We start from the raw sequence: 21623 nt of genomic DNA, 5'->3' as shown, positions 1-21623 counted from the left end.
CATTGAGCGGGGACACCCTCTAGCAAATAATTGGAGACACTATGGTTGATCCGATTTATTTCTAGAGGGGGTTCCCGCCTTTTTATTGGGTTCTGGCAACACGAAACCCGAGATCGTCAATGGAAAATGTAGGGTGACTGCGGCGGCGGCAGGTTGCTCCACAACCTCTGGCTTCTTCCGCCCAGCTCCCACCACGGAACACCCTGTAGGAACCGTATATTTTCGCATCATATTGATCCCAGCACCACTCCCACACATTTCCCAACATATCATGGAGCCCCCATGCATTCGGCTTTTTCCCGCCTACCTCACGGACCCTCCCTTCTGAATTCCCTTCATACCAGGCAACCTCATCAAGCTCACCGTATTGATACCCGGAAGTTCCTGCTTTACACGCATACTGCCATTCCGCTTCTGTAGGCAGACGGTACCCATTTGCTCCCCAGTTACAGACAACACTCTCGCCGTCATTACTAACTGAGTAACATTCTTTTAGACCTGCTTGCTGAGACAGCAAATTACAAAAGAGGATCGCATCATGCCAGGAGACATTCACTACCGGAGTCTGAAGATCATCATCAATAGGTCCAGATGCACCCGGCAATATCGAAACATATAGCTCTTTCGTAACAGGAACCGGCGCAAGCCAAAATGATTTCAGCTCTACAGCCCATGAGGTCTTTATCCGATCATCCCTTAATGTAATTTCTCCTGCAGGAATTTCCACCATAGGAAAACCGGTATGACTGTGCTGCGCTTTTGACAACTGAGTCCCTCTCCCTCCCGGTCTATTTTTACTTCAGCATGCTTAACTTTACAATCGCTTGTTGTTCGGTTGGCATGAATAAGAAGTCATTCCCACGGTTACATTCATAGATGAAATCTTTAAGGCTTTGACTGGTATATATAGAAAAATCACCAACCAGCGCAAGCTTCACTTGATAATTAATGAACTTCTGCAGGATCTCGCCAGCCAGGCGTGTTTTCAAGTCGAAAAAGCTGTCGCTTACATTGGATTGGTTCAGAACAATACGGTCACAGTCCGTTTCATATCGTACGGTAGCTATAAAATTCAGCGCTGACTGCACATCCCCAATTAATACTTCGCTGCTGCTCACAACAGCAATATCTACACCACCTGCTTCTACCTTCGCTACATTCATAATTGTCCTCCTAATATTGCATATTCAATGCTTGGTGAACCTTCTGACATAATCCTCGCAAATGTACCGGTTATCTTCGCTGCGGCTTGGCGGTATGTCCGCTACTCTGAAGAAGCTTAGTCCTACTACCATAGCCAGCAGCCCATAGGCAGCACTTTGCGCATCCTCTACAGTCATCTGCCCCGCCTTGTTGCCGTAATCAAAGATCTTTGCGACGCCATGGACATCAGCCAGATAACTGCTGGACACAACTTCCTGTAAATTACGGTCCAAGACGGCTTTCGAAAAAAACTGAATAAACAGCCTGCCTTGAGCTGAATACGGGATATGCATCTTTTCAATTCCATCCAGCTGCGATACATTAATCTGCTCCCCCGTGTCATTACGGGCTGGCGGTAAGATATGCTTCAGTGTAACGTCGAGCATATCCCCGGCTGTCATGGTGTTTGCAATTTCCGCTTCAATCTTTAGGCCATAATAGGCCAAAAACGACTTAAACGCTTCGATCGTCAGGTTATCCTTATTCTTAAAATAATAGGTGACTACTCCCTTTGAGCAGTCTGCAAGCTCGGCAACCTTATCCAGAGTCATGCCATCCATTCCGTAAATGCTGATACAGGTTAACGTGGCGTTGATAACCTCAGCCCGGCGAGTGGGTTCCATTCCTAGTTTGGGCATATGTTCTCCTTGCTCGTTTTATTTATACTGAACAGTCGGAATAAAAAAAATGTACTTAATAATTTAGTATTTTGTCAAACCCTGGGGTATCATGAGTTAAATATTCAGCTGGACAAATAGAAAGAGACCGCAATCTCAAGGAATGCGGTCTCTTTCCTAAGCCTGCGGTCATTGATCGATTATTTTTTTATCGCATGGAGATAATGAATTGTCTCAAAAGCAGACAAATAATCCGTCCGGTGACTGAAGAAACGGTCATTGATCTCAGCCGGTGATAGATGCTCGTAGATTAGTAAGCCTGCGCTCTCCAGCAGCTTCTCGATTTCCGAATACGTGAAGCCTGATTTCATCGGTTCTCCACCGGCTGAAGCCATTTTCACCATATTATCAACTCTATTAGACATCCCTTTTTCCTCAAACAGTCTGTCGTCTGCATAATCAAGGACTATTGAGCTGCCTGACGGGATGTTAGCAAATAAATGATGGATCAAGGTCGAAATTTCCTCTTTAGTCAAATAATAAGAAACTCCCAAGAGGCTAAAGAACGTTTTTGTGCTGTCAAACCCCGCCTCTATCAGATGCTGATAAGAAAACTGTTTGGTAAAGTCCATAGGAACAAAATGAAGATTTCTCGGGATTGTTAAATTAGCCTCATCCAACCTGTTCTTCTTCAATTCCTGTGTAGCGGGATGATCAACCTCGAAAATTTCCACTCTGTTCTCCAGTTCCGGATGCCGGAAACAAAAAGTATCCAGCCCGGCTCCAAGGATAACATACTGCTTTAGTCCGAGCATCGCTTCATTCAAGAATACATGTTCACAATATGCAGCCCGTGCCAAAGGCGTTGGAGAAAGCTGGACTTGTGTAATCCACTTTAAAATTTCATCCGGGTCCTCTTGATATTTTTGAGCAATTTCTTGGTTAAAAAAGGATATGCCTTGGATCATATTCTCGCTGATGTCTGTAAATTCTTTTGCCGTAATTAAATCTTTGGCAATAAAATCATCGAAAATTTTGGGTGTGTCATATTTACTATGATAGGCTCGACCAAATGCTGAGATTAAGGAAGTTAAACTGGACTCATTTGTCTTCATACAATCATCCTCCGCATAAACAAAAATAAGACTCCCCCTGGCCAGGAGAATCTTATTATAAACGTTAAATTCATATATGTAAATTATAGCATAAATAAAATATTTTGTCAATGATAAATCTGATCAACATCACTTCAGCCGATGGTATTGTGCAATTAATTTCTCATCAGACTCTACCGTTGCTCATTTCCCTTCTCTCAAGTTTTAAGTTCAATCTATCTAGCAAATTTGATTATTGATAAAGATCATCACTAAATACGGCAACAATGCCCATGTATAACTCCGTAAGTATAGTACTATCTGGATCCTTGTTATGAGCAGCTTGACTTACACCTGTTGTGTAAAGGTAGAACAATTGATACGCCAAAGGTTTAGATATTTCATGTCTTCCTTTAGTGAATTTTCTTAGTGCCTCTAAAAAACCCAGTAGTTCTCTTATACTTTCTTCCGGAAATTCCCTATTCGTTCTTATATACAGAAGAATATTTAATATGAGAGTTGATATTTCCTTTTCTAATTGAATTTCATCACTCATAGAATCCACCCCACTTTCCAGCTATGCGCACTCTTCCTTCATTGGTACATACACATTATCTAGGCATAGAATATATTAAAAATCCCTTATTCGATTATGTGCTTATATTTATACTGATTACTTGCCCTATATCTCCAATAATACCCTTTTCAAAACACTTTGCAGGAACTGGAATCAGGTCACCTTCGTTCAACGCGGATTTGATCATTCTTTGGTTTGCCAAGTCATAAACAGTCACAAGAACACCGTTCAGGAAAACCGCGGATCTCATGCCGTCATCACTCCAATGAATTTCAATATCCTTACTATCTAATTGGAGATGGCCAGAATAACTGAATAAAACATCATTACACTGCTGTACCAAAGTAATCTCATTCTCAATTGAAGACAATACAGTTCTCACTTCGGAGCGGGTGTCTTCAACCTCGATAGCCCATTTCTCACCAGGAGACATCTCCATCTTAAGTATTCGTCCAGGTAAAACCGATGTATTCAAATCCATCCTCATATTTGACATCATAATGTTCATCAAAGTTTCCATGACGTTTATAGCTCTGTCGTTTACAAATATCTCATTGTTCTCTATCCTGATCCTTTTAGACCCGGTTACTTGTAAATCTCCACTCAAGCAGTAACCTTTTGGCCCAAAGACTTTTTGAACCAAATAAACCAGCCATTCCACAATATTAACCGTTTGTTTACTGGAGTTCCACATGATTTGCTTACGATCTTTGGTTGGTATCCAATGCAACCAGAGGTCCGGTTGGCAACTGGGCGGAGTGTTATAATCAACAATGGATGGATCTACGCTCTGTCCAGACTCTGGAAAATCTAATGGATTATAATAAAATTCGCCGTCAACCCCCATATCTTTATCTGGAACTATACTAGAAAGTATCTTGACATCTCTTTTCATTCTTCTTGTTTTCGCAAGGCCTTCCACTAAATGATAGGTCTCTTCATCCAGTTGTCGGTCAAAGTTTATTGCTATCTTCACCATACTTTCCCTCCCAATCAAAAAGAACAACACCGTGAATTCATTTGTGGTTATACGAAATTCAATGTACTGAAACATTTCGTCGCCTACTGCTTTGTTTTGGATTTGGTGCAATAGACTCTAAGGCTCTATTCACAGTCAAGGGATTCTGGCTAATGTGGGAAAAATGAACATTACAATAAAACTTCAAAAGTAATCTGTCTACAATAAAAACTAAATATATTATTTTCATATTCATCAACCTTATATCTGAGACCTTCTAACTGGTCTTTTGAAGCATCAGAGATATCGAAAGCTAAACCAAATAAGCCAGTTAAATTTCCTATTTTCAGATCTTGCACTCCTGTGAAAGTTATTAGCAATTGTTCATCGTAATCAAATGTTGATTTGGCAAGAATAATTTGTAAGGAATCCTCAAGGTCTAGGGAAAATAAATATTAAATTTCTTTCATTTGTTTCATGTACTCCTCGTAGGCTTCCTGAATTTTCTGCCTACATATACGTTCCCATAATTCTTTGAATTCAACTTCCATATTTTCATCTTTGTCAACAGGGAACATTTCGCCTCCTAATCCAATCCATGCTTTTGAGTCGGGTACTACCCCAAATTCTCCTGAGTAAGCAAGTTCATGCGGAGCATACGTATAACTAACATTCGGACAATTCTCAGATAAACAATGATATCCAGGGTTACCTATTCCATCTTTTCAACACAAAGGAGGTCGAGAAGTATTGTTTTCACAATATACTTCTAAAAGAACATGCCTAAGTTTCATTGAAACACCTCAATTATAATAATCATTGTGGGCTGTTATAACTTCTACCCCAGTTCATTCGGCACTGGGTGGGGGAAAAGAAAGACCTTGAGAATTGTCGCCCCCAAGGTCGGTTACTATAGTAGTTCTATTTCGATATCAAATTACTTGCCCCTTAATGCTTCAAAAAATGCTTTTCCACAGTTCATAGGTTCAGTAATGCAATTATAGGGCAGAGAGTACATTTCGTAAAACCTCCGCTTTTTTTGCTCAAACGCTTTCTGACTCCTTCTTATTTGAAAGTCGTTTGTTAAGTCTATTTCCTCTTTCAGGCGCATATCAATAGTTTTCATTCGTAGCTGCTCATTCAAAACCTTGCAAATAAATACAGCCACTTCAAATGTTTCTTCATTGCTAGTTACCGCAAAACGTACCGAAATTTCCTCTATACCTTCCTTTTCAACTAATCCGGCGTTTATTTCGATCTCAACAATAGTTTTAACATCTGAATAAACATAATAACATTCCGCCTTTTTCCTTACTGTTATATCGGGTGGCACATATGCTCGAATCCCTTTTATAGATAAAATAGCTTCAACTGCTTTGGAAAAAGGGGTTCTTTTCCCTCCCACATAGTCAACAATATCATCTTCAATAGTAACTTGGGAGTCATGTGGAACTAATAACAAGTTGTATGATTCTAAACCCATTACAATCACCTTCCGTAATAATAATCATTAAGCAACTGATCTGGAGTTTTCTTATAAATGTCTCTGAGTTGCTGACTCTCATTACATCACAACCAGTATTATGAACCCAAATCCCCAAATCACTTACAAAATAGGTATGGAAATTAGCAACCGTAAAGTTGTATACCTTAACTGGGTTATCATGCTTGACTATCTTGATATTGTCAATCATTAAGATATTTCCGTTGCTTTGCTGTAGCTTATCCCCAGCCTGCAAGTCAGCCGCAAGCACCCAACCTTTACCTTCAACCCAGAAAGGATGATTGTCGGTTGTCTCAATGACCTGGTTGCCTATTGTAAGTTCATAGATGATTTCCTTGTCATTTCGATACAGATGTGTGACTTCCTTATAAGCCTGCTCTCCACTCTCTTCATCCTTGGAAAGAACCTTATCTCCGACTTCAATGTCTTCAATATTCTTCTCCCCTTCGTCTGTTTGAACCTTAGTACCCGCTACAAAGCAATTACATCCAGATGAAGATTTGCTCTTCGTCTTATTCTGGTTGCCTACACTGCCACGCATACTGACGTTTGTAGCAAATCCCATCGCCATAGCTGCGACATACTCTGCCTCTACTGATTCATAATACGCACTTATTAACTCTTCTCTCGCCCAGCCTGCATTACCGGCACTGTTCGTGTAGGCACTTGTTCCCGTTAACAATCCATATAAGTAATTGTACTGGTTTTTCTTCATGAAAGATGCAAAGTTGTAGTGATTCCATATGAAATCCTTGTACACCTGATAATTCTTATTGGTTGTACTGAATTTAGATTTCACCCTAGCTTCATCCACTATGATTCTTAGCTGCTTGACATTATAGGGTTCCCATGCCATATTCCCGCTAGGATCTGTATACCTCAACGGATTATTCTCCACATACGTATATAAGTTCAACGTCTGCGGATCATTAATATCCCCCTCATACGTATCCTCATTTATAAACCGGCCAATACTTGAGTCAAAATCCCGCGCCTGCGCATGGGAGTAGCCACTGTAGTAATCATAGCCCAGGCTGGTGTAGCCGAACAAGTTGTCTGGACCGGACCAGTTCAGGTCGAATTTCTCCGGGTTTTCGGCTACGCCGAATTCGTCGTAGCGGTAGCGTGCCGAGATGCTGCCGTCCTGGCCTTCCAGTCCGATCACGCTTCCCTGTGCATCACTCAGATAATAGAGTGTCTTCGGCGCTACAGCCGCCGCTCCTGCACCACTGGCTCCACCAGCCGGTTCCCAATCGTTGCTCTCATCTTCGCTGACCAGATAACTCATGCTGATCCGTTCTTCACCGGCTCCGTAGACGTAGGACTGCTTCCAGTTCTGGCCGTCAGCTCCGGTTGCCATAAGAGGCTGTGGAATGCTCATGGTGATGTCATTGGTAAAATAAATATCAATCTGCCGCTTCTTATATTGCGGCTCCCAGCCATCCCGGTTCCCGGCAGGATTGCTAGAGAGATAGGCATCCTGAATTGCACCGTCACCGATGGTAGTCCGCATGGAGACCCGGTTCCCGTCACCGTCATACTTGTATGTGGTGATATCGCCGTACGCGTTGGTGTTCCCGATCAGCCGGTTCGATGCATCCCAGCGGTTGCTCTCCAGCACTTGAGGGCCTGCTGCCTGCGCAACCTTCAGCAGCGCGTCAGGATTCAGGACTTTGTCTGCCCCGTACACCTCTTCCGTGACGCCAGATTCAAGATCTGCTTCCGGCAGGCCGGATAATGAAGCTCCTTCATCATCGGTTGGAATTGTTCCTGCTGGACTTAAGGATGGATTTGCAATCGATGACAGCGGATCTAACAGCTCCGACAATGCATCTGTATTGGTAACTGCATCTGCATTTGCGTCTGCGGCCCCGCCTGCTTCCAATCCTTTTACTTTCTTATCCGAATAGACACTTTCCGGCACTGTAACCTTCTGTGCATTGGCCTAAATGCAAACGTACAGCTAGATATCTTTCGTACATGCGTGTGCTTTCCGTTTCTTTCATCGCTGCGGTCAGTTTTTCAATCTCTTGTTCATGTGTCATTTCGCTCCCCGTCCTTTTCGGTTCTTTACTATCTTTCACCCGATCAAGCAGTTCTTAATTTTATGAGTTCAAGATATATAGTTCATTTTTGGAATTAAGCATAAGTTTAAAGTACAGCTTTGTACTGTCGATGTTATCAAGTTCCTTTCGCCGGAAACAAAAAGCACCTGAACCTGCCATGTTGGCAGTATTCAAGTGCTCTAAGGGTTACGAAGTTGCTTGCAGGCTGGTTTTCATAATCGTCCGCAGCAAAGCTCTTTAACCTGAATAAGTACATCTTTTTCCAGTCGGCCATGCTAGTTATGCCGACTATTGTTTAAACTTTGAAAGTGTACATTTATCCCGGAAATTTCGGGGTTTACTGCTTCATAAGTACGGATGTGGTTGCAACAATTTCAGCATGTTATCCAAATGATACTCTGGCAGTTCAGGCTTACTCCAATAACGGGCTACCCGATGCAGAACATTGATGATAACCTTCCCATCTTTCGTTGCGATAGCCGGCGCCTCATAATCTTCTTTCCACATCCAACTGCCCTCACATTGAGCAAGCAAAAACTCACCGATAAAAGCACTTTCGTTTAAAATCAACTCCCAATCCACCACTCCATCCCGGTCATATGCGCTTACTGGTCCATATCCTAAAACCTTGGTTATTTTCCAAACCCCATAATATGATTCACTTGTAGAGTCTTCTATTTTCTCATTACCCGTTTGTGCAAATACATCCGTCTGAGTCGCTGGTGAAACAGATGCTTTATTTCGAGAAGAAGAGCAACCAGTCGAAAAAATGCTGAGTACCAGTACTTCCAATATAATCAATTTTCTTTTTCATGTTCACGTCTCTAATGGAATATGAGTACCAATGTCACGTCCACCTTATGTTTTTAATAAAGACGATAATTTATTCAAATAGTCAGACAAAATATATTTATTCATATTTGAATAATTATAAAAATATTGAATGTGCGTTTGTTTTTCAAATAATTTCTTGTTCAGTTCTTCAGTAAAAACCCCTTTATGAGTCAAACTTTCAACAAGCAATAGATCTACGTGTTCAGTTAAATCCATACTATTTATCACTTCGAATAGTTCTTTTTTCATTAGTTTTAAAAAATCCTTATCACATTCAGGTATAAAAAAAGCAGAAAAAAAGGTTAGAAAACTCGAATCTTTTTTTGATAACTTAAGAAAGGGGATAATATCCTCTCTTCTTTCAATTAATTCTTTTTGAAGATCTATTGCTTCTGTTATTCGTTGAGAATTTTGTAACTCATCTAGTCTCTCAATCATGGTTGATATATCCATCTCACTGTATTTTTCCATTTCTTATCGTCCACCTTTCTTTTGAACCCATTTATTATAAGAACCAAAGATATTTAACAAAGTGGTTGTGTATCTATTCCAACTTCCTTGAGTATTATAATTATATGAATCTTTCGCGGGGTCCCCAGTATTTGGACGTTGAGAAGCCCAATACTTAAGATTCCCATCTGTAGGTACAACCGAGACATGGTTCTGCCCATCAATAATGGCTACAAGTATTCCAGTAGCATTTATTTGTTCAACTGTTGTTTCAATAAAACCTCCAGAGGTGGGACGAGTTAGTTGGAACGATAATCCTGTAGTCGCATCTGTAGCCCTAGGTGTCAAATTCCAAGGACTATCACTTCCTAGCCGATAAATTTTCGTTGGTTCTTTTCTTTGTTTATCGTTATTGGGTTGGTTTACAGGTGGAGCTTTGGGTTTAGGATTTGGATCTGGTTTGTTAGTATTGTTTCCACCTGGAATTACTTTAAGTTCTATTTTTTTCGGAATCGACACATTAGGCGCCTCTTCTGGAGCAGTAGCCCACTGATAAATCTTGTATCCTCCATACACTACAATACCTGCGCCAGTAACAACAGCCAATACCTCTCCAACACCAGGAATTAAATATAATCCTCCTGCCGCCATTGCTATATTTCCTGAGGGATCAACATATCTTAAAGGGTTGTTCTCCACATACGTATAAAGATTCTGACTCAGCGGATTATCAATCTGCCCTTCATACGTATCCTCACTAATAAACCGGCCAATACTAGAGTCAAAATCCCGCGCCTGTGCATGGGAATAGCCGCTGTAGTAATCATAGCCCAGGCTGGTGTAGCCGAACAAGTTGTCTGGACCGGACCAGTTCAGGTCGAATTTCTCCGGGTTTTCGGCTACGCCGAATTCGTCGTAGCGGTAGCGTGCCGAGATGCTGCCGTCCTGGCCTTCCAGTCCGATCACGCTTCCCTGTGCATCACTCAGATAATAGAGTGTCTTCGGCGCTACAGCCGCCGCTCCTGCACCACTGGCTCCACCAGCCGGTTCCCAATCGTTGCTCTCATCTTCGCTGACCAGATAACTCATGCTGATCCGTTCTTCACCGGCTCCGTAGACGTAGGACTGCTTCCAGTTCTGGCCGTCAGCTCCGGTTGCCATAAGAGGCTGTGGAATGCTCATGGTGATGTCATTGGTAAAATAAATATCAATCTGCCGCTTCTTATATTGCGGCTCCCAGCCATCACGGTTCCCGGCAGGATTGCTTGAGAGATAGGCATCCTGAATTGCACCGTCACCAATGGTAGTCCGCATGGAGACCCGGTTCCCGTCACCGTCATACTTGTATGTGGTGATATCGCCGTATGCGTTGGTGTTCCCGATCAGCCGGTTCGATGCATCCCAGCGGTTGCTCTCCAGCACTTGAGGGCCTGCTGCCTGCGCAACCTTCAGCAGCGCGTCAGGATTCAGGACTTTGTCTGCCCCGTACACCTCTTCCGTGACGCCAGATTCAAGATCTGGCACAGGGCGGTAAAAGGAAAGGCCTTGGGAGTTAATATCCTCAAGGCCCTCAAAAATTAAAGATTATTTAGGTTAAAAAAACTTAATTTCTTGTGTATGATAGATTTCCGACGACTGGTTGCTTAAACTTAGTAGGTGTTTTAATCTCTGTTTCACAAACAGGGCGCAGTCCCGTTTCCTCTCATGTGGTCTTTTATTGATAAAGGCCATCATTGAAAACTGAAGTAATCTTCATATATAATTCTGTAACAATGCTGATGTCTACATCTTTATTGTAAGATATTTGGCTAATAACAGTTGTATATAGATAAAATAATTCATATACTAGTTTTTTAGATATATCATCTCTCCCTTTAGTGAATATTTTTAAATCATCCAAATAATCAATCAACATTGAAATTTCTCCATTTGGTATAATTCTGTCTTTCCTAATCAAAATAAGAATTTTATGAACAATCGATGATATGTCCTTCCTTAATTCAGCTTCATTTGTCATGGAATCCACCCCACAATCGCACTTATTGGAATGTATTTATAAACTGATACTTCACTATCATTCTCTGCCATTTCAGCTGCATATTCAACACCAAATGGTTCATACAGTCCCATAAATTCATATTGTGCGGACTTTTTAATTGAACTAACTTTATTTAAGTCAATCACAACAATTCCATGCTTGCCTCTATATCGCTCATTAGCTATTCTCAACTCTCTAGTTGTAGCTATCCAAGGATCAGAACCCATAGATATATCTTTTCCATCTTCTTTCTTATTTCCATCTAGTATGTGCTCAAGTAAAGACCATTCTCGATGGGGAGGGGTGTGTTTGGAAAGAATACCTCTCCCAGCTACTAGGTTACCGACATCATAGGAACTAAGCGATCTATACACTATATTTTTTGATGTATTTTTTTTTATATCCTCTGCTTCTTCTAAACTTAGAATAGAGATATTTAAACTTTCTGCAACCTTTGTATTTATATATTCTTGATCTTCACCTACTGGAGTTGCAGCAAAAAGCGCGCTTATAAAAGCACTAACAACTGAGCCAATCAGCCCTGTTTTTGAACCTTTCTTAGCCCCTTTAGCTGCCCCGCCTGTTATAACCTTAAAATCTCTAATTACTTCATCTACAGTTTTTGGTAGTGCCTCATGTCCGCTAGGATCTGTATACCTCAACGGATTATTCTCCACATACGTATATAAGTTCAACGTCTGTGGATCATTAATATCCCCTTCATAAGTATCCTCACTCATAAACCGGCCAATACTAGAGTCAAAATCCCGCGCCTGCGCATGGGAGTAGCCGCTGTAGTAATCATAGCCCAGGCTGGTGTAGCCGAACAAGTTGTCTGGACCGGACCAGTTCAGGTCGAATTTCTCCGGGTTTTCGGCTACGCCGAATTCGTCGTAGCGGTAGCGTGCCGAGATGCTGCCGTCCTGGCCTTCCAGTCCGATCACGCTTCCCTGTGCATCACTCAGATAATAGAGTGTCTTCGGCGCTACAGCCGCCGCTCCTGCACCACTGGCTCCACCAGCCGGTTCCCAATCGTTGCTCTCATCTTCGCTGACCAGATAACTCATGCTGATCCGTTCTTCACCGGCTCCGTAGACGTAGGACTGCTTCCAGTTCTGGCCGTCAGCTCCGGTTGCCATAAGAGGCTGTGGAATGCTCATGGTGATGTCATTGGTAAAATAAATATCAATCTGCCGCTTCTTATATTGCGGCTCCCAGCCATCCCGGTTCCCGGCAGGATTGCTAGAGAGATAGGCATCCTGAATTGCACCGTCACCGATGGTAGTCCGCATGGAGACCCGGTTCCCGTCACCGTCATACTTGTATGTGGTGATATCGCCGTACGCGTTGGTGTTCCCGATCAGCCGGTTCGATGCATCCCAGCGGTTGCTCTCCAGCACTTGAGGGCCTGCTGCCTGCGCAACCTTCAGCAGCGCGTCAGGATTCAGGACTTCGTCTGCCCCGTACACCTCTTCCGTGACGCCAGATTCAGGATCTGCTTCCGGCAGGCCGGATAATGAAGCTCCTCCATCATCGGTTGGAATCGTTCCTGCTGGACTTAAGGATGGATTTGCAATCGATGACAGCGGATCTAACAGCTCCGACAATGCATCTGTATTGGTAACTGCATCTGCATTTGCGTCTGCGGCCCCGCCTGCTTCCAGTCCTTTTACTTTCTTATCCGAATAGACACTTTCCGGCACTGTAACCTTCTGCGCATTGCCCTTCGCCGTGAACAAGCTCAAAGCCGTTTCGCTGTCGATCCCGCTCACTTCCAGCAAATTGCCGCGCTTATCGTAGGCGTAGTCCTTGTAGTCGCTGCCTTTTTCGTAATGGGTCAGCTTGTTGGCCGCATCGTAGGTGTAGCTCTCCAAGGTGGTAATTCCGGCTTCAGTTGTTTCTTTGCCCAGACGATTGCCTACGGTGTCGTAGGAGTAAACGACCTTGGAACCATTCTGCTTCTGCACTTCAACCAGTTGGTTCAGCGCATCGTACGCATAATCCGAGACGTCTGCCGGACGCTGTGTGCCTGCCGGATTATCCTCATCGCTGCCGCCTTCCTGGCGTTCCGTGCGTATTTTGTTCCCTGCCGGATCGTAGACATAGGTCAGCTGCTCCAGAAGCGCGCCGCCCGGTGCCTGATGCTTCATCTCCAGCAGTTGTCCAACCCCGTCATAGGTATAAGTGCTTTGACCGTTGTTTGGCAGCAGCTTCTCCGTCAGTCGGCCGCCTGCATCGTACTGATAGCTGGTCGTCTGGTTCTGCGCATCCGTCACCTGCTTGATGCGGTCCAGCTTATCGTACGCATAGTTAACCACTGAGTTATCCGGATAGATCACTCTGCTGCGCTGTCCGGTTGCGGTCCATTCATAACGCACGTTATTGCCGTCCGGATCAATGACCGACGTTGGCCGGTTAAGTGCGTCATAGGTATATCTTGTGTTTCCGGTACTGTCCGTCATCAACTCACGGCGTCCCGCGAGGTCATATTTGTAATTTACAGTAAGATCGTTACCGTACTTAATCTGCTCCACTTGATTGCCTTTATTATAGGCATACACGGTTGTATTACTGTCCGGTTCAGTAACCTTCTGCAGGTTGCCGTTCTTATCGTAAGCAAGGCTGGTCTTCTCCTGCAGCGGATTCACTGATTCAATCACCCGGTTCAGTGCATCGTAGTGATAGGAAGTCACTGCTCCCAGGGCATTGGTTTTGTCCAGCAAGTTGCCGGAGGCGTCATAGGTGTAATGGGTGGTGCTGCCCTCCGCATTCTTCACATCTGTTAACCGGCCCAGCGGATCATACATAAAAGCAGTTTCACGCTGATTCGCATCCACGATCTTCTCTACATTGCCTTGAGCATCATAAGCATATGAGGTTTCGTACCCGAGCGCGTTGCGTACCCGTGTACTGCGTCCCAAATCATCGTATTCGTAGGTGGTCTTCTGGCCTGCCGCATCGGTGAACCCGGTCATTAGTCCGCGTGCATTGCGGGTTACGACCGTTTCCTCATTCAGCGGATTGATTGTCCCTGCATCCAGACCTCTGCTGTCGTATTTGGTCTTCCAGATGGAATGATTAGGGTCGATGACGGCAATCTGATTGCCGTTCTTGTCGTACTGGTATTCCGTTACCCCACGTAGCGCATCTGTTACCTTCACCAGTTGTCCCAGTGCATTGTAGTCATAATAGGTGCTATTGCCCAGTGCATCCGTCTCTTTGATGGTATTGCCAGCCGCATCATAACGGTAACTCGTCTTGGCATTCAGTGGATCGGTCACACTCAGCAGTTCATTGCGTTTACTGTAGGTGTAGGAGGTGAGGTTACCCTTGGCATCCTTCCGGGTGAGCATATTTCCGTTATCGTCGTAGGTATAAGTGCTCTTCCCGCCTTCAGCATCGGTAACTTCCTTTACTTGTCCGACACTGTCGTAGCTGTAAGCCGTTGTCTCACCCGCCTTATCTTTTTGCTCTATCACGCGGCCAAGCGCATCATACGTATTGCTGGTACTATGCTCAAGTCCGTCCTTCGTGCCGTTTAACCGGTATACCTGGTAAGAGCTGACGGTCTTTGTCCCGGCTTCATCCGTTTGTTCTTCCACATTGCCATTTGCGTCAAAAGTGACCGTGCTCGTCTGGCCAAGTGCGTTGGTTATGGAAACGGCACGGTCCTTCTTGTCATATTCGACACCTTGCAGCTTGCCATCGGCATCTGCCACTTGGGTGGTGCGGTGCAGGGTATCACGCTCAATCACTGTCGTATATCCGCTCGGGTCCTTAATTTCCTGTGCGAACCCGGCAGCATCATTGATATATGCTGTGGTATGCCCTTCAGCATCGGTTACGGAGACCGGAACCCCTGCACTGTCTCTGACAATGGTGACAGTGCTGCCGAGGGCATCCGTACTTGTGACAAGATTGCCTGCGGTATCATAATCGTAGGTGGAAGGGTTGCCGAGGGCATCGATCTTCTCAACCGGACGGTTCAAGGCGTTATAACGTGTGAGGGCGGAAGTACCATTCTCATCAGTCAGCTGAGTAACATTGCCGCGCTCGTCATATGCCAATTTCTCTTTATTGCCGTTAGCGTCTGTGATCGCGGTTACCCGGTCACTGCTGTCATAGCTGTATTTAACGATCGAGCCATTCGCCGCTTGCCGCTGAACGACTTGAAAATTATTATTCCATACATAAGCAGTATCTTGATGAAGCGCATTGGTCCACGTTGTTTTATTCGCAGTAGTGGCGATGGAAGAGGCCAATCCGGCAGCACTCACCGTTCTGGCATTCCCGGAATTCACATCGCTTGCTCCGCTCTCCGAGTAGGTCAAAATGGTCTTGCCTGCTCCCACTCCCGTATGAACAACAGGAGTCTGGTTCGGAGTCATGTCTCCGCCAAGGACGAATAGACCGCCCGTCTGCACATTCAGATTATTGTTAACACTGACGTTGTCACGAACGAACAGATCGCCGCCGGACACGGTTAGATTCGCCGTCTGGTTATTGGATACGATTCCGCCAACGACCATCTCCTGGGCGATGTTCATTTCCACCCTAGTGTTAATGGACAAGTCTCCGGCAATCAATATCCGCTGCGCATCAATGGTCAACCCGCCGCTGTTATAGGTCAAACTGCCCGTTTGCAGTGTATCCCCCACAGTTACGGAAGAATCATTGTTGAGATGAATCGTTCCGCCGGACCACAGATTGCCGTACAAGCCTTGAACCTTCTGCACATCCAGTGCAAGCTTGGTATTGGCATTAAGTCCCTGCTTCAGAATCAGCGTACCGTACACACGCACGGTAATATCCCGGTTCGTATTCATACCATCCACGATCAGCACCACAGGCTTGTTCGGCGACCCGAATGTTACGCTTTCTTCAAGATTTAAATGACCCGAACTGACAACTGCCGGGGATGTACTGCTGGCCGCAATTGCACTTTGGATGGCAGCAATCCCGCCTGGAGCGGCAACCGCAGAAGTAATGAAGGCATCCCGTTTGTTCTCGATGGCTCCGATGCTGCCCGCCAAATAGTCAGCAATGAGCGGCTTCAGCCCGGCAACCTGCCGGTATGCAGGTGCATGAGCAAGATTATGCATCGTACCGGACAAAATCACTTCATCCGAGTCCGGAATATCCCGTCCGTTCGCAGGATTTATCCCAGTCTCGCCGCCTTCCGACACCTCTCCCCGAACTACTGGAGCTACACGCCCTTCATAGCTGGATGAACTCGTCTGCCCGTAAAAATCGGTAAAGCCAGTCACGCGTTGATGGTCATCATAGGTCACACTCATCGTTGCGGTCCCTTTGGCATCCGTAACACTAAGCACATGATGTTTGTTATCATAGGTAAGCTTAGTTGTGGCCCCATCCACATCAGTAATCGACATCAGGTCTCCAGTGGCCGGGTGATAATGAAATGACATTTGGCGGCCGGTTGGATCACTTGCAGTCATCAGTTTCCCTGCTCCGTCGTAGCTTAAGCTTAGAGAAGCCCCGGCTGTACTGACCGTTGCCAGCTTCGTACCCTGGTAAGCAAATGTGATCTTATTCCCGTTCAAATCCGTAATGGACTGTAGCAGCCCCTCTGCATTGAACCGGTAGAGATCGCCTTGAGGTGATGATAGAGTATACGCCCCTGCTGACGGAGCACTCAGCGTCCAGTCCGTGCCGCGCGGTGTCAGATACTCTCCTCCCGACAAAGGTACGTACTCAAAACGTGAGCCATCCGGGCTCATCACTTCTACCTTGCCGTCTTCTACCGCAGTCAGCTTCCATTCATAGCTGTGATGCCACCCTAATCCACTTACACCTGTATAAGGGTCACGGCTTAAATAGTTCACGCCGAATTGCAGCGGCATCAACGCCTGCAGCGAGATTGAATCACTGGAGTAGACAAAATCTCCCCGGGCCGGATCAACCGGTGCCTGTCCGGACGGGTTCACAATCCGCAGCCGATCCTGAAGTGCCGCTTCTGTAAACTGCGGCAGATCCCCGCTGTTTATAGCCCGGCTGGTTTGCGGATTGGTCAGCAGAATGGAGGTCAGGCCGCTGATTGTTCCCGCAGAGGTTGCAGACTGGTTCAATACTGCAATGTCCTGAGCCTTCTCCTGCATGGCCTGAACAGTATCCAGCTTATAATAATAGGCTGCCAGCGCCTCCCAGCTGAGTGAAAATGCAGGCATAGGCGCACGCAGCACTGCGAGCGGCTCCGAAACCCCCGAGTACTTACCTTCCTCTTTCGCTCTTGCCGTGATATGCACGGCTTTGCCCAGCGTTATCCCGATCTGTTCACTCCATTGGCCTGCGCTGTTGACAGCAATATTAGAGTACAGCCGTTTTTCCCCATTGGACGGATAATAAAGTTCCACTTCCAGCTGGGCCCCTGGTTCAGCAGTTCCTGAAACCACAGATTGTCCTGCAGCAGCAGGTTTGATCTGCAAAGCTGCCGGAGGAGGCAATTCATCGCCTCCAAGGATTTCAAAGCTGGCGATCTGCCCGTAGTACACGCCAACACCGTTATACTCGGCAGGGGAGATACAGATGTTATAGCGCCCTTCATCCAGCGGTACACCGCCGATTTTCCCGTCCCATTCATACTCATGAACGATATATTGGCCGTTCAGCTTCGTTGGATATTCACCGCTCTTAATCAGATCCCCGAGGAGCGGGGACGATCCGTCCCGCTGCGGAGTACAGAGGCTGATATTCGTTTTATGATACTCCTGACCGTTGTCGGCCGCGTTGAAGCTGAAGGAGATTTTAACCGATTTTCCCGATTCCGGGTTAAGTTCACTGGGTTCAATCCGCATATTGGTAGCTGCATAAGCCGGAGAGATGAACTTATCCAGACCTGGAAGGATGGGAATATAAGAAATGACCAACAGCAAAGCAAGCATGAGGTTAAAACGTGCCTTCATGCTGCCGCCGCGCCACTTCCTTTTGAGCGCTCCGAATTTCATGATTTGATCTCCTATCCGTTGTAAGTTAGAGTAAATTCAGCTCAGCCAGCAGCTTGTACATCACGACCGCTGCTTCTGCTCTTGTTGATGAATCTTTAGGCTTCAAAAGCTGTCCGTTACCCTGCACCAGCTTCTTGCCCACCGCCGCAGCTACAGAATCCCTTGCCCAACTGCTAACGCTGCCGTTGTCCTTATATCCGCCCAATTCGGCTTGAAGCTTGGCAGATTCAGCAGCAGAAGCCCGGCTGCCGATAGTGCTGTCTATTGCCCGCATCAGCATCACCATCATCTGTTCACGGGTCAGCGGATCATTGCCGTGAAAAAGTCCACCTTCTCCCGTTACGATTCCTGCCGCTGCAGCTGCTTCCACATAAGGGTAGGACCAGTTCGCAGCTGAAACATCACGGAAAGCCGGTGTCTCCGGCCGCTGCGGCTGCAATCCAAGAGTTGCTGCCAGCAACTTGGTGAATTCAGCCCGGGTCAGGATCCCTTTTGGCGCATAAGCGGTTCCGTTCATCCCGTTCACAATCCCCCTAGCCCCCAGCACCTCTACAGCTTGCTGCGCCCAGTGGCCTGACATATCTGTGAATTCAGCTCCGCGCAGCATTACCGCATATAGTCCGGAAGCTATAATTCTGGATTGAACAACGGCGTCTTCCGCCGCAGTCACTCCGCCAATATAGTTCCATATGCCTTTTGCCAGATCGTTGCTATAGATTCCAAGCTTCTCACGACCTGTCGTCCAAGGCGCTTCCTTCGGGTACCCTACCGTCAGCTTGGCCGGCATCAGGAACGGAGCACTCGCTTGCACCTGCCACGCAGAACCTGCCTTCAGCAGTTTTTTGCCTGTTGCGTCGAGCAGTACTTCTTTCTCCAGCTCAGCTTGGGCCAAGCTTACAGTGGTATTGTCAGGGAAGGTTCCTGCTGCAATCTCCAGCCGTGCCCAGCCATTCAGTACAGACAAAGTACCTCCCGCACTTCCGATAACCTGACTGTCCTTGGCTCCGGTCACTACAGTGGTCTTCACTTCCGGGGTTGCACCCGGACTCGGATCTGCGCCTGGATTTGGAACTGCACCTGGAGTTGAGGTTGTCCCTGGAGTTGGAGTCGTTCCTGGCGTTGGGGTTACCCCTGGACTTGGAGTGGCTCCCGGACTCGGAGGGGTTGATCCTTCTTTCAGGTCTATCGACTCTATGTAATCATCCTTCTTGCTGTAAAGCAGTTTATCCCCGGTAATGCCGATCAGCTTCGTTCCGGGCTCTATTGCTGGCAGTGATTTCACTGCATATGTAGTAAGGTTCACTTGCTGCAATGTGGCAGCACCGTCCCTTTCCTCTTGAAAAACTGCCTGTCCTTCACCTATCGACATGAAGGCATACTGGGTTCCTCCAGGCTTCATCTCGGTGAGATCCACAGGCAGAGCAGTTAGGTCCTTGATATTCAAAATCACATATTTGCTCTCGGAAGACCCATTTTTTTGCTTAAACAGCACATCGCTGCCGTTAAAAACAAACCAGTCCACATAGCTTGCTCCGCCCAAACTAACAAGTGCACGCGTAGCCCCGCTTTTCAAATGGAGCAGACTGAGCCCCCCGTCACGGGCATTCTTATACACCACATTGCCGCCGGCCAGCACCGGGAAACGTCCTTCGCCGAGGTCGGCTTCAACACCCGTAGCCAGATCATGATAGATCATGCTGCCGTAATTTTTGCGCTCGTACCAGACTACACCGACTCCATCTGTAGTCGGATTGCCATATGTGCCAGACTGTTTGTTAAGCTTTCTTCGGGTACCCGTCTCAAGATCGGCAGTGTAAATATCCCAGTTCAGTGAAGACTCCTGCTCTGTTCCTTTGTCGGCCCACACTGCAACGTTGCCGCTCACATAAGGCGCATCCTTGGCGGATGAACCCGATGTAAGAACAGTGCTGGCACCACTGGCCTGATTCATCGCGTGAACCTGCTTCACCCCGTCGGCCTCTGCTTCCAGCCATACAATCTGGTCGCCGGATACGTTATAGTCCGTTCTACCCGGATCGGTCCCGGCAGCCAAAACCTGCTTCATGCTAAGGCCTCCGCTAAACAGGCCCACAAGCATACTCACCGCCACTGCGGACACAACCGTCCGCGAAAACTTCCCTTTCCTTCTAAACCTCATTTACTTCTCTCCCCCAGCGCTATTTGTAGGCACGCCAAAAAACCAAGTGCCTTGAGCGGCCCGGCTGTCTTAACATCCTCCTTTGGATGAAGTAGACCCGTGGCTTTGCGTCTCCGACTTTCGTACGGATTTGCCTTTGTTTCAAACTCGGTTTTTCTGTCCCGTTATGGGTATGCAGGTGTGACTTTAGTTGTACAGGACTCTTTCTTTATCGGAATTTATCCCTATTAAATTAATAAGTCCTAGTTCTCCCTTACTTATATACCTTTTCCTTTTTTCGGAAATAGGCCTCATTCTTCGACATTTGTAAAGATTTAAAACAAATTTAGAAACAAAAAAACGGCATCTCTGCCGTTTAATTGTGTTATAGACTCTCAGGATTCGAACCCAGGCCCTATATAAAGGATTTCACTAACTACTCCTGCTTTAATGCTTGGCTGCGGCTGCAGGTGCAAACAGCGAGTTTGCAAGTAGAGCTACCGTTCCTTTATACACTGCGTGCGACGCTGCGACACTTCCCAAATGTCCTCCTATGTGCAGGTGAATCACTCCGTGAAGAGAGGACCAAATCGTACCTACAATAAATTCCGCATTTGAATCACCAGCAATTAGGCCTTGCTCTTTAGCGCTGACAATCACGGACAACAAGCGCCGCATAGCAGTAACAGTGCCTTTCATGCTCTGCTCATCCGGTTTGAAATCTGCAAATGCTCCCCCAAACATCAATTTATAGTAGCTGGTATAGCGCTGGCCAAATTCCCAATACACTTCTGCCAGATTAATTAAATACTGCTGCAGATCCTCTGACTGTGAAGCACTCTCAAATTCGCTCGAGAGTATTTTGCAGCCCTCCAGATATAATTGCTGGGCTAAACCTTCTTTATTAGCAAACAGACTGTAGATGATCTTGGTCGAGCAACCCATCTTCTGAGCTACTTTTCGCACGGTGACAGCTTCCGGCCCTTCTTCCTGAAGAATAAAGGCTGCTGCATCAACTACGAGTTGACGAAGACTAGCTGTGTTCTGTAAGCGGGCTTCCTGGTAGGTTGTCAGCTTTCTATTGCTTGCGTCAGCAAAATTATTAGGTTCATTCAACTTAATCGCCTTCTTTAGTTATGTTGTTATTCTCGGGAAACGCAGTTTCCAATCATATACCACG

General features: G+C 46.0%; 14 protein-coding genes, 1 pseudogene and 1 riboswitch. All 15 genes and pseudogenes read right to left on the bottom strand.

The annotated features are described in order from the left end of the window. Positions 1-82: 82 nt before the first annotated feature. On the bottom strand, positions 83-730 hold the full coding sequence (locus H70357_RS11400) for a formylglycine-generating enzyme family protein (protein ID WP_052092511.1): 648 nt from the start codon (positions 728-730) through the stop codon (positions 83-85). A gap of 64 nt (positions 731-794) precedes the next feature. Continuing rightward, a complete protein-coding gene (locus tag H70357_RS11395) occupies positions 795-1163 on the bottom strand; it encodes a DUF4180 domain-containing protein (RefSeq protein WP_038589211.1) in 369 nt (122 codons plus the stop codon). A 24-nt stretch (positions 1164-1187) separates the two neighbouring features. After that, complete coding sequence (locus H70357_RS11390; RefSeq protein WP_038589208.1) at positions 1188-1841, bottom strand: TetR/AcrR family transcriptional regulator; 654 nt, start codon at positions 1839-1841, stop codon at positions 1188-1190. Positions 1842-2020: 179 nt separating this feature from the next. Then, positions 2021-2935, bottom strand: coding sequence for a class I SAM-dependent methyltransferase (locus H70357_RS11385; protein ID WP_038589204.1), 915 nt, complete (start codon positions 2933-2935; stop codon positions 2021-2023). Between the two features lie 232 nt (positions 2936-3167). Further along, positions 3168-3470, bottom strand: a complete 303-nt coding sequence (locus tag H70357_RS11380; protein ID WP_038589201.1) for a hypothetical protein — start codon at positions 3468-3470, stop codon at positions 3168-3170. A 94-nt stretch (positions 3471-3564) separates the two neighbouring features. Further along, complete coding sequence (locus tag H70357_RS34290) at positions 3565-4470, bottom strand: hypothetical protein (RefSeq protein WP_052091979.1); 906 nt, start codon at positions 4468-4470, stop codon at positions 3565-3567. Between the two features lie 916 nt (positions 4471-5386). After that, entirely contained in the window at positions 5387-5932 is a 546-nt protein-coding gene (locus H70357_RS11365; protein WP_038589198.1) for a hypothetical protein, read from the bottom strand. Next, a pseudogene (locus tag H70357_RS11360) lies at positions 5892-7772 on the bottom strand (polymorphic toxin-type HINT domain-containing protein); the annotation flags it as partial. The gene H70357_RS11365 and the pseudogene H70357_RS11360, both read right to left, overlap by 41 nt. A gap of 592 nt (positions 7773-8364) precedes the next feature. Continuing rightward, positions 8365-8811 (bottom strand): hypothetical protein, encoded by a 447-nt coding sequence (locus H70357_RS35840; protein ID WP_156130855.1) that lies wholly within the window; start codon positions 8809-8811, stop codon positions 8365-8367. A gap of 66 nt (positions 8812-8877) precedes the next feature. After that, the gene (locus H70357_RS11350; RefSeq protein ID WP_038589188.1) at positions 8878-9324 is read right to left on the bottom strand and encodes a hypothetical protein; all 447 of its coding nucleotides are present in this window, start codon (positions 9322-9324) and stop codon (positions 8878-8880) included. 3 nt (positions 9325-9327) lie between these two features. Continuing rightward, on the bottom strand, positions 9328-10794 hold the full coding sequence (locus tag H70357_RS36600) for an RHS repeat domain-containing protein (RefSeq protein ID WP_231578413.1): 1467 nt from the start codon (positions 10792-10794) through the stop codon (positions 9328-9330). A gap of 223 nt (positions 10795-11017) precedes the next feature. Then, a complete protein-coding gene (locus H70357_RS11340) occupies positions 11018-11320 on the bottom strand; it encodes a hypothetical protein (protein WP_038589182.1) in 303 nt (100 codons plus the stop codon). Beyond that, positions 11317-18306 (bottom strand): DUF6531 domain-containing protein, encoded by a 6990-nt coding sequence (locus H70357_RS11335; RefSeq protein WP_231578412.1) that lies wholly within the window; start codon positions 18304-18306, stop codon positions 11317-11319. Before H70357_RS11335 ends, H70357_RS11340 begins: the two co-directional genes overlap by 4 nt. Before the next feature lie 25 nt (positions 18307-18331). Next, entirely contained in the window at positions 18332-20371 is a 2040-nt protein-coding gene (locus tag H70357_RS11330) for an S-layer homology domain-containing protein (RefSeq protein ID WP_038589179.1), read from the bottom strand. Positions 20372-20515: 144 nt separating this feature from the next. Further along, positions 20516-20609, bottom strand: a riboswitch (cyclic di-GMP riboswitch). Positions 20610-20890: 281 nt separating this feature from the next. Then, positions 20891-21559, bottom strand: coding sequence for a TetR/AcrR family transcriptional regulator (locus H70357_RS11325; protein ID WP_038589176.1), 669 nt, complete (start codon positions 21557-21559; stop codon positions 20891-20893). Between the last annotated feature and the right edge of the window lie 64 nt (positions 21560-21623).

Origin of the sequence: Paenibacillus sp. FSL H7-0357, from assembly GCF_000758525.1 — a bacterium.
Taxonomy (GTDB): Bacteria; Bacillota; Bacilli; order Paenibacillales; family Paenibacillaceae; genus Paenibacillus_AQ.
This window is presented reverse-complemented; position numbering and strand designations above follow the sequence as displayed.

Bases quoted from the DNA above. Each gene is read 5' to 3' on its own strand.
- H70357_RS11400 (WP_052092511.1), bottom strand. From the start codon at position 730: ATGGTGGAAATTCCTGCAGGAGAAATTACATTAAGGGATGATCGGATA.
- H70357_RS11395 (WP_038589211.1), bottom strand. From the start codon at position 1,163: ATGAATGTAGCGAAGGTAGAAGCAGGTGGTGTAGATATTGCTGTTGTG.
- H70357_RS11390 (WP_038589208.1), bottom strand. From the start codon at position 1,841: ATGCCCAAACTAGGAATGGAACCCACTCGCCGGGCTGAGGTTATCAAC.
- H70357_RS11385 (WP_038589204.1), bottom strand. From the start codon at position 2,935: ATGAAGACAAATGAGTCCAGTTTAACTTCCTTAATCTCAGCATTTGGT.
- H70357_RS11380 (WP_038589201.1), bottom strand. From the start codon at position 3,470: ATGAGTGATGAAATTCAATTAGAAAAGGAAATATCAACTCTCATATTA.
- H70357_RS34290 (WP_052091979.1), bottom strand. From the start codon at position 4,470: ATGGTGAAGATAGCAATAAACTTTGACCGACAACTGGATGAAGAGACC.
- H70357_RS11365 (WP_038589198.1), bottom strand. From the start codon at position 5,932: ATGGGTTTAGAATCATACAACTTGTTATTAGTTCCACATGACTCCCAA.
- H70357_RS11350 (WP_038589188.1), bottom strand. From the start codon at position 9,324: ATGGAAAAATACAGTGAGATGGATATATCAACCATGATTGAGAGACTA.
- H70357_RS11340 (WP_038589182.1), bottom strand. From the start codon at position 11,320: ATGACAAATGAAGCTGAATTAAGGAAGGACATATCATCGATTGTTCAT.
- H70357_RS11335 (WP_231578412.1), bottom strand. From the start codon at position 18,306: ATGAAATTCGGAGCGCTCAAAAGGAAGTGGCGCGGCGGCAGCATGAAG.
- H70357_RS11330 (WP_038589179.1), bottom strand. From the start codon at position 20,371: ATGAAGCAGGTTTTGGCTGCCGGGACCGATCCGGGTAGAACGGACTAT.